Origin of the sequence: Lysobacter niastensis, assembly GCF_031457115.1 — a bacterium.
Lineage (GTDB): Bacteria > Pseudomonadota > Gammaproteobacteria > Xanthomonadales > Xanthomonadaceae > Lysobacter_J > Lysobacter_J niastensis_A.
The window spans coordinates 2,006,734-2,012,816 of the sequence record NZ_JAVDVY010000001.1; the positions used below are offsets into that span (position 1 = coordinate 2,006,734).

General features: G+C 64.0%; 9 protein-coding genes. 3 read left to right on the plus strand and 6 right to left on the minus strand.

Annotated features, from left to right (window positions below):
- Window positions 1-25 precede the first annotated feature (25 nt).
- Window positions 26-235: a dodecin gene (locus J2X06_RS09070; protein ID WP_310061081.1), complete on the plus strand. Its 210-nt coding sequence runs from the start codon at window positions 26-28 to the stop codon at window positions 233-235.
- A gap of 62 nt (window positions 236-297) precedes the next feature.
- On the opposite strand, the gene J2X06_RS09075 is transcribed toward J2X06_RS09070, so the two are convergent.
- The 3 genes from J2X06_RS09075 to J2X06_RS09085 all read right to left on the minus strand — a co-directional run bounded on the left by J2X06_RS09075 (window position 298) and on the right by J2X06_RS09085 (window position 1,859).
- A complete protein-coding gene (locus tag J2X06_RS09075; RefSeq protein WP_310061085.1) occupies window positions 298-1,023 on the minus strand; it encodes an MIP/aquaporin family protein in 726 nt (241 codons plus the stop codon).
- Window positions 1,023-1,406 (minus strand): arsenate reductase ArsC, encoded by a 384-nt coding sequence (locus J2X06_RS09080; protein ID WP_310061088.1) that lies wholly within the window; start codon window positions 1,404-1,406, stop codon window positions 1,023-1,025. The genes J2X06_RS09075 and J2X06_RS09080 overlap by 1 nt, the downstream gene beginning before the upstream one ends.
- A 111-nt stretch (window positions 1,407-1,517) precedes the next feature.
- Complete coding sequence (locus J2X06_RS09085) at window positions 1,518-1,859, minus strand: ArsR/SmtB family transcription factor (protein WP_310061091.1); 342 nt, start codon at window positions 1,857-1,859, stop codon at window positions 1,518-1,520.
- Window positions 1,860-2,061: 202 nt separating this feature from the next.
- On the opposite strand from J2X06_RS09085, the gene J2X06_RS09090 reads away from it, so the two are divergent.
- Complete coding sequence (locus J2X06_RS09090; protein WP_310061094.1) at window positions 2,062-3,516, plus strand: alpha/beta hydrolase; 1,455 nt, start codon at window positions 2,062-2,064, stop codon at window positions 3,514-3,516.
- Window positions 3,517-3,540: 24 nt separating this feature from the next.
- Here the strand turns inward: J2X06_RS09090 and J2X06_RS09095 are convergent, their stop codons facing one another.
- The 3 genes from J2X06_RS09095 to J2X06_RS09105 all read right to left on the minus strand — a co-directional run bounded on the left by J2X06_RS09095 (window position 3,541) and on the right by J2X06_RS09105 (window position 5,626).
- A complete protein-coding gene (locus J2X06_RS09095; RefSeq protein WP_310061096.1) occupies window positions 3,541-3,888 on the minus strand; it encodes a hypothetical protein in 348 nt (115 codons plus the stop codon).
- Between the two features lie 116 nt (window positions 3,889-4,004).
- On the minus strand, window positions 4,005-4,895 hold the full coding sequence (locus J2X06_RS09100) for an NAD(P)/FAD-dependent oxidoreductase (protein ID WP_310061099.1): 891 nt from the start codon (window positions 4,893-4,895) through the stop codon (window positions 4,005-4,007).
- Window positions 4,896-5,221: 326 nt separating this feature from the next.
- Window positions 5,222-5,626: a helix-turn-helix transcriptional regulator gene (locus tag J2X06_RS09105; protein WP_310061102.1), complete on the minus strand. Its 405-nt coding sequence runs from the start codon at window positions 5,624-5,626 to the stop codon at window positions 5,222-5,224.
- A 190-nt stretch (window positions 5,627-5,816) separates the two neighbouring features.
- On the opposite strand from J2X06_RS09105, the gene J2X06_RS09110 reads away from it, so the two are divergent.
- Window positions 5,817-6,041 carry a hypothetical protein gene (locus J2X06_RS09110; protein ID WP_310061104.1) on the plus strand — a complete coding sequence of 75 codons (225 nt, stop codon included), beginning with the start codon at window positions 5,817-5,819 and terminating at the stop codon, window positions 6,039-6,041.
- Window positions 6,042-6,083 lie beyond the last annotated feature (42 nt).

Sequence of the window (6,083 nt, forward strand, 5' to 3'; positions counted from 1 at the left end):
CACCGCCGCAATGGAGACCAGGAACATGTCCGACCACGTCTATAAATCGCTGGAGCTGACCGGCTCGTCCAAGATGGGCAGCGACGACGCCATCCGCTGTGCGATCGAGCGTGCCTCCAAGTCCATCCGCGACATCCGCTGGTTCCACGTGATCGATACGCGTGGCCACGTCGAGAACGGCAAGGTGGCCCACTGGCAGGTCACGCTCAAGGTCGGATTCACGCTCGAGGAATGACGGCGCGTTCGTTGCCTTGAAGTGGCTGGGCCGGTTCCCTTGAAGAGAAGGCCGATGTCCCGTCAGGTCGTCTGCCCTTTCGCTTCGTCCGCGGTCGTCTCGTCCGTGATGGATTCGACGTGCCGCGCGGGCGCCGTCGGCGGCGACAACACGCTGGCCACGCCGCAACCGGCAAGCATGCCGGCCATCTGCGCCGCCACGAAACCGATCACGTCTTCGGGCCGGATACCGGCGAAGGTCTGGGTCAGCGAGCGGGCGAGGGTGACCGCGGGATTGGCGAATGACGTGCTGGCCGTGAACCAGTAGGCGGCAAAGATGTAGCTGGCCACCAGCACGGGGACCGCGGCCGATCGATGGCGGATTCCCAACAGGATCGTCAACAACAGGCCGAAGGTCGCCACCGCTTCGCTGATCCATTGCGACAGGCCGGTGCGCGCATGCGTGCCCGGCTGGATCAGCGGCAGGTCGAACATGGCATGCGCCAACAACACGCCAGCGACCGCGGCGACAATCTGCACCGCGATGTATGCAATGGCTTCGGCATTGCCCAGTTCGCCGCGAAGCCGCATCGCCAGCGTCACGGCCGGATTGAAATGCGCGCCCGAGATCGGCCCGAACAGTACGATCAGCACGTAGAGTGCGCCGCCCGTGGCACCCGCGTTGGCGAGCAGGGCGATGCCGTCGTTTCCGCCGGACAGCATCACGCCCATGATTCCGGAGCCGACCACGGTGGCCAGCAGCAGGGCGGTGCCGATGAACTCGGCGATCAGCTTGCGCGCAAGCGCCATCACAGCTGCGCCAGCAACGACTTCACGCGCGAGGAGATTTCGTCGCGCACGGCGCGATAGCCATCGTCGTCCATGTGCTTGGGATCGGGCAGCCCCCAATCCTCGCGAAACCTCGCGGGCACCCACGGGCAGTTATCGCCGCAGCCCATGGTGATGACGGCATCGAACTCACCGTCGATTTCGTCCAGCGATTTGGAGGCGTGCGTGCTCAGGTCGTAGCCCAACTCCGACATGAAGCGGACCGCTTTCGGGTTGATCTGGCCCGACGGCTTCGAACCCGCGCTCAACGCCTCGACGCCGTCGCCGCCGTGGATATGCGCGAAGGCTTCGGCCATCTGGCTGCGGTTGGAGTTCTCTACGCAGACGAACAGGACACGTTTCATTGTGATCATCGGAATCCGGGATTCAATGGCGATCCGGCGCGGGTGCGGTTCGCGGTTGTCTGCCTCGACGCTGCGTCGCAATGTCGAAGCCTGTGGATCTTCAAAGAAGGCTCAGGACGAGCCCGTTGCCTTGCGCGGCGCGCACCCGCCCACGGGGTCGCAACTCGCGGCACCTTCGCAGCAGTTCTCGGTAAGGTAGGCGAGCAGGGCATTCATCTGCAGGTAGTTCGCCCGCACCCGGATGACCCGGCCTTCGCGCTGGTCGTGCACCAGCGCGGCAGCGCGCAGCACGTTGAGATGGGCGGTCAGCGTGGCCGGGGGCAGATCCAGCCGCTCGCGCAGTTCTCCCACCGACAGTCCGTCGGGACCGGCCTGCACCAGCCGGCGAAACGCGGCCAGGCGGGATTCGTGGCTCAGGGCGCTCAGGGCGCTGACGGCAGTCTTGGTTTCCATATTTCCAATATTCCGGAATACAGGAATAGTGTCAACCTCGCGTGCCTTTGGGCTACCCCCGCGATGGACGCGGCCGGCATTGCTGTTCACACGCAACCTGTGTAGTAACCCGTCCATGAATGCCGACGCTCCATCGGATCGCCCCCCCTTCCTGCGACGCCTTGTGGCCAACGTCGGCACGTTGATCAAAAAGCTCACGACGATGGCGATACTCGCTGTGCTCGTGCTGCTGGGCATCCGCGCCTGCCAGTCGACTCAAGGCCCGCCGCTGCGTCCGTGGCACACCATCGTGCCGGTCGAGTTGAGCGCCAACGCGATCAGAAAAAGCAATTGGCCGGCCTATGTCGAGGCTGAAAAGCGCATGTTCGACAGCCTGCATCTGCGCCTGCAAAGCGAGATGGAGCCAAGCGATCGGACGCCGCTCAATCGCTACCACGATGGCAGCCTGGCTTCGCCGGGGGCTTTCGAACGCGACTGGAATCGCTCGTACGTACTCGAACCTTCCGGAGCTGCCAGCGGCGTTGCCGTGCTGGTGCACGGCCTGACCGACTCGCCTTACAGCATGCGCAGCCTGGCCGAACTGTATCGGCAACATGGCCTGGTCGCGATCGTGCCGCGGATGCCCGGGCATGGCACGGTGCCGGCCGGACTGACCAGGGAAGGACGCAAGGAGTGGGAGGCGGCCGTGGAAATGGCGATGGCCGAGGCCCGACGCCGTTCCGCAGACTGCCTGCCGGTGCAACTGGTGGGATATTCCAATGGCGCGGCATTGGCGATGCTGCACGTCATGCGCCGGATCGAAAGCGGCCTGCCCGGCGATGTCGATCGTGTCGTGCTGATTTCGCCGATGGTCGAGGTCAACCGTTTTGCCCGCTATGCCGGCCTGGCAGGCTTGCCGGCCATCTTCGGCCGCTACGCCAAGTCCGCCTGGCTCGATGTCCTGCCGGAATACAACCCCTTCAAGTACAACTCGTTCCCGATACGCGCCGCGCGCGAGTCGTATCTGGTGACGGCCGATCTGCAAGCTGCCATGGAGACCGTGGCAAGGCAGGGAAGGATGGCCCAAGTGCCGCCCGTCCTCGCGTTCCAGTCCGTGGTCGACGACACGGTCACAGCCGACGGCGTGATGACCCGCCTTTTCGACAAGTTGCCCGCCAATGGCAGCGAACTGGTGCTGTTCGACGTCAACCGCAAGCGGATCCTGGATCCGATGTTGCGTTCGTCCGCGACCGGCTTGCCCAGCAAAGCGCTCCAGACTTCATCACGCAGTTACACGCTTACCTTGGTGGGCGCTGTTTCGGGCGACGACCCGGCGGTAGTCGCGCGCTCACGGCTGCCCGGCGCGCACGCGCTTCAAGTACAGGCCACCGGATTGAACTACCCGAACGATGTGTATTCGCTTTCCCACGTCGCACTGCCGTTCCCGGCAAACGACCCGCTTTATGGGAACGTCCCGTCGGGGCGCCGCGTCATCCAGTTCGGCACGATAGCGGTGCGCGGCGAACGCAACACGCTGGTGGTCTCGCAGGACAGCCTGAGCCGGCTCAGCTACAACCCGTTCTACGAATACATGGCGGTGCGCATCGTGGCGCAGATGCCCCTGGCGGGAACAGGCCGCCAGAAAGTCAGCGAATCTCGCTGTGGCATCGCGCTTTGACGGCTTGATCTGACTCGGTGCGGATCAACACGGGCCTTGCTGCTTCCACTCGCTGCCATCCTTGAGATACAGCACTCCGCCGATGCACTTTTCATTCGGCTTGCGTTGCGGCTGTTCGCGCTTGGCCATCTCACGTGTAGCGCGGATTTCGGCCAGGTAGGCCTGCCGCCGCCGTTCCTGGGCGATCATCGATGCGTCTTCGGTCACGGCTTGCGCGACCGGTGCCGCGGGAGCCGGTGCAGGCGCAATCGGTTCCGGCCGGTCGCGACCAAACAAGGCAATGGCGACGACCACGATTCCGACCAAGCCCAGCAGGCAAACGATCCAGAACATGGCCCCGCGGTTTGAACGTCGAGGTTTCGAGATGAGCATTGCGGTCCCCAGCCCGTGTGCTGGGGGAAGCGTATCGGATTGAGGCTCGAACTTGCGACTGTTCCGTCACACCAACGACACCGGCAGGGGCAGGGTGGGGCTGGGATCGCACTCCATCACGCGAAATTTTCGCCCAGTCCGCGATGAACCGCCGTCGCGGCGATCGCAGCGTGCCCAGTGGCGACGGAGATCTGGTTGAGCGCGCTCACGACATCGCCGATGGCGTAGAGGCCGTCGATTGACGTCATCTGGTGGGGCGAGACGATCAGCCCGCCTTCCTCGTCGCAATCGGCCCCCATTTGAACTGCGAGTTCCGAACGGGGCAGGGCGCCCAATGCGGGATACACGACGTCGAATGCCTGTTCCTTGCCGTCGAACGTGAACCGGCAATGGCGTCCGTCGAACCTCAATTGCGTCGATGGTGCAGTCACGGCGATACCGGCTTCCTCCAACGACTGCAGCAAGTGCTCGTCCTGCACTGGCTCCGTCGGCACGAGTGTCACGTGGCGGGAAAACGTCCTGATGAAACGAGCGTGCGGCGCAGCGGCCGCGGCTTCTCCATGAACGGCAATGTCCTGATCGATGGCCTCGTATCCATCGCAGATCGGACACAGCCGGATCGCGCCACAGTCGACCGCCGCATCGATGTCCGGCAAATCGGGCAGCACATCCGCACAGCCGGTGGCAAGGATGACGCTGCGCGCCCGCCATCGCCGATGCGCGGTGGTCAGAACGAAGGCGTCGTCGTCGCGCCCCAACGCGACGACATGGTCGATTTCATGCAAGGCGCCAAACTCGCCCGCCTGCCGCCGCAGGCGCGACAGCAGTTCCTTTCCACCGATTCCGCTGGGAAAACCGGGACAGTTGTGACTGGCAGGAATCCAGCCGGCACGACTGGCGCCGCCATCGATGACGATCGTGCTGCGGCGATAGCGCCCCAGATACGTTGCCGCGGTCAAACCGCCCGGGCCGGCACCGACGATCACGCAATCGACCGAGAGGTCCATGTCAGGCGGACGCCGATACCCTGGGTTCGCAATCCCACTGCCTGGGATCGGCGCCCCTGAAAATCATGGTGTCGGAGGCGACTACGATCGCGGCGTCCCCAATCCCAGCCATCGCGATCACGGCGTTGGCTCCGTCAATAGCCATGTGGCGACTCCGTAAGTTGTTCCGGCCAAGAGTGCATGCTGCGCTGGAGCCGGTGAACGTACGTCTCATCTTGTTAACTGCTGTCGGGCTGGCGCTTGCGAGAGGCGTAGATTTCGATTCGAGAGGATCGCCAATTGGCCAGACGAGTTGATGGCGTCCGATGCGAATTAGGGCGGTGCCCTCAGGAAACGCTGGCGGCCATGAAGCCCCTGTCTATAATTTCGCATAATGCATAGGGGGTCGAACCGTTCAGATTGACCGGGGCCGCCTTACTGAGCAGGGGCGTGAACACGGCGAAGGCGAGCACTGCCGCCGCCCCTAACTGTTTTGCGAGCTTTTCCAGCGAAGAACGCGCGTCGCGGTTCTTCAAGTGCTCGGCGTGCACTCCGATCAGCCACGGCGCGTAGTCCTTGATGCCGGCGATCTTGCACAGTTCGATTACGCGATCTTCTGACATCGGCGACCCTCGGCCGGATTTCCATTGGCTGATGGTTGGATGCTTCACGCCCAGTGCCAGGGCGAGTTCCGTCAGGGTGTAGCCGTGCGCGTTCTGGGCCTGTTCGATCAGCTTCGCTGCGTAGCTCATATGTGATGCCTCGACCGTCTGTCGGAATCCGTAGGCAAATAACCTACTCTTTGTTGACACCGTAGGCAAAACACCTACACGATGCGCCCCACGTAGGCGGTTTGCCTACGGGGCCACCCAAGCCGGGGCAGGCCCCCGGCGACCCTCCTAGGCGCTGCTAAGCCCCGGCCCCGACTAGGAGGGCAGGGCAGTGGAAGGACTCGTTTGGATCGCCCACACGCTGGAGGCCGCCGGCCTCGCGTGTTTCGTCGTGATCGTTCTCGGTCTATTCGTGCTGGTAGCACGCGCCTCGCGTCTGGCCCGCAACAGCCAGGCACAACGTGAGGCGTCCTTTCTCGTGCAGACGGCCATCGCCATGCCGATCCACCGGCACGAAGGCCGCTGGCGTCGCGACGACTTGAGGGACGCGGCATGAGCCCGTCCTGTTACGTCGTCAGCGCCGCTGAGTGGAACGCGG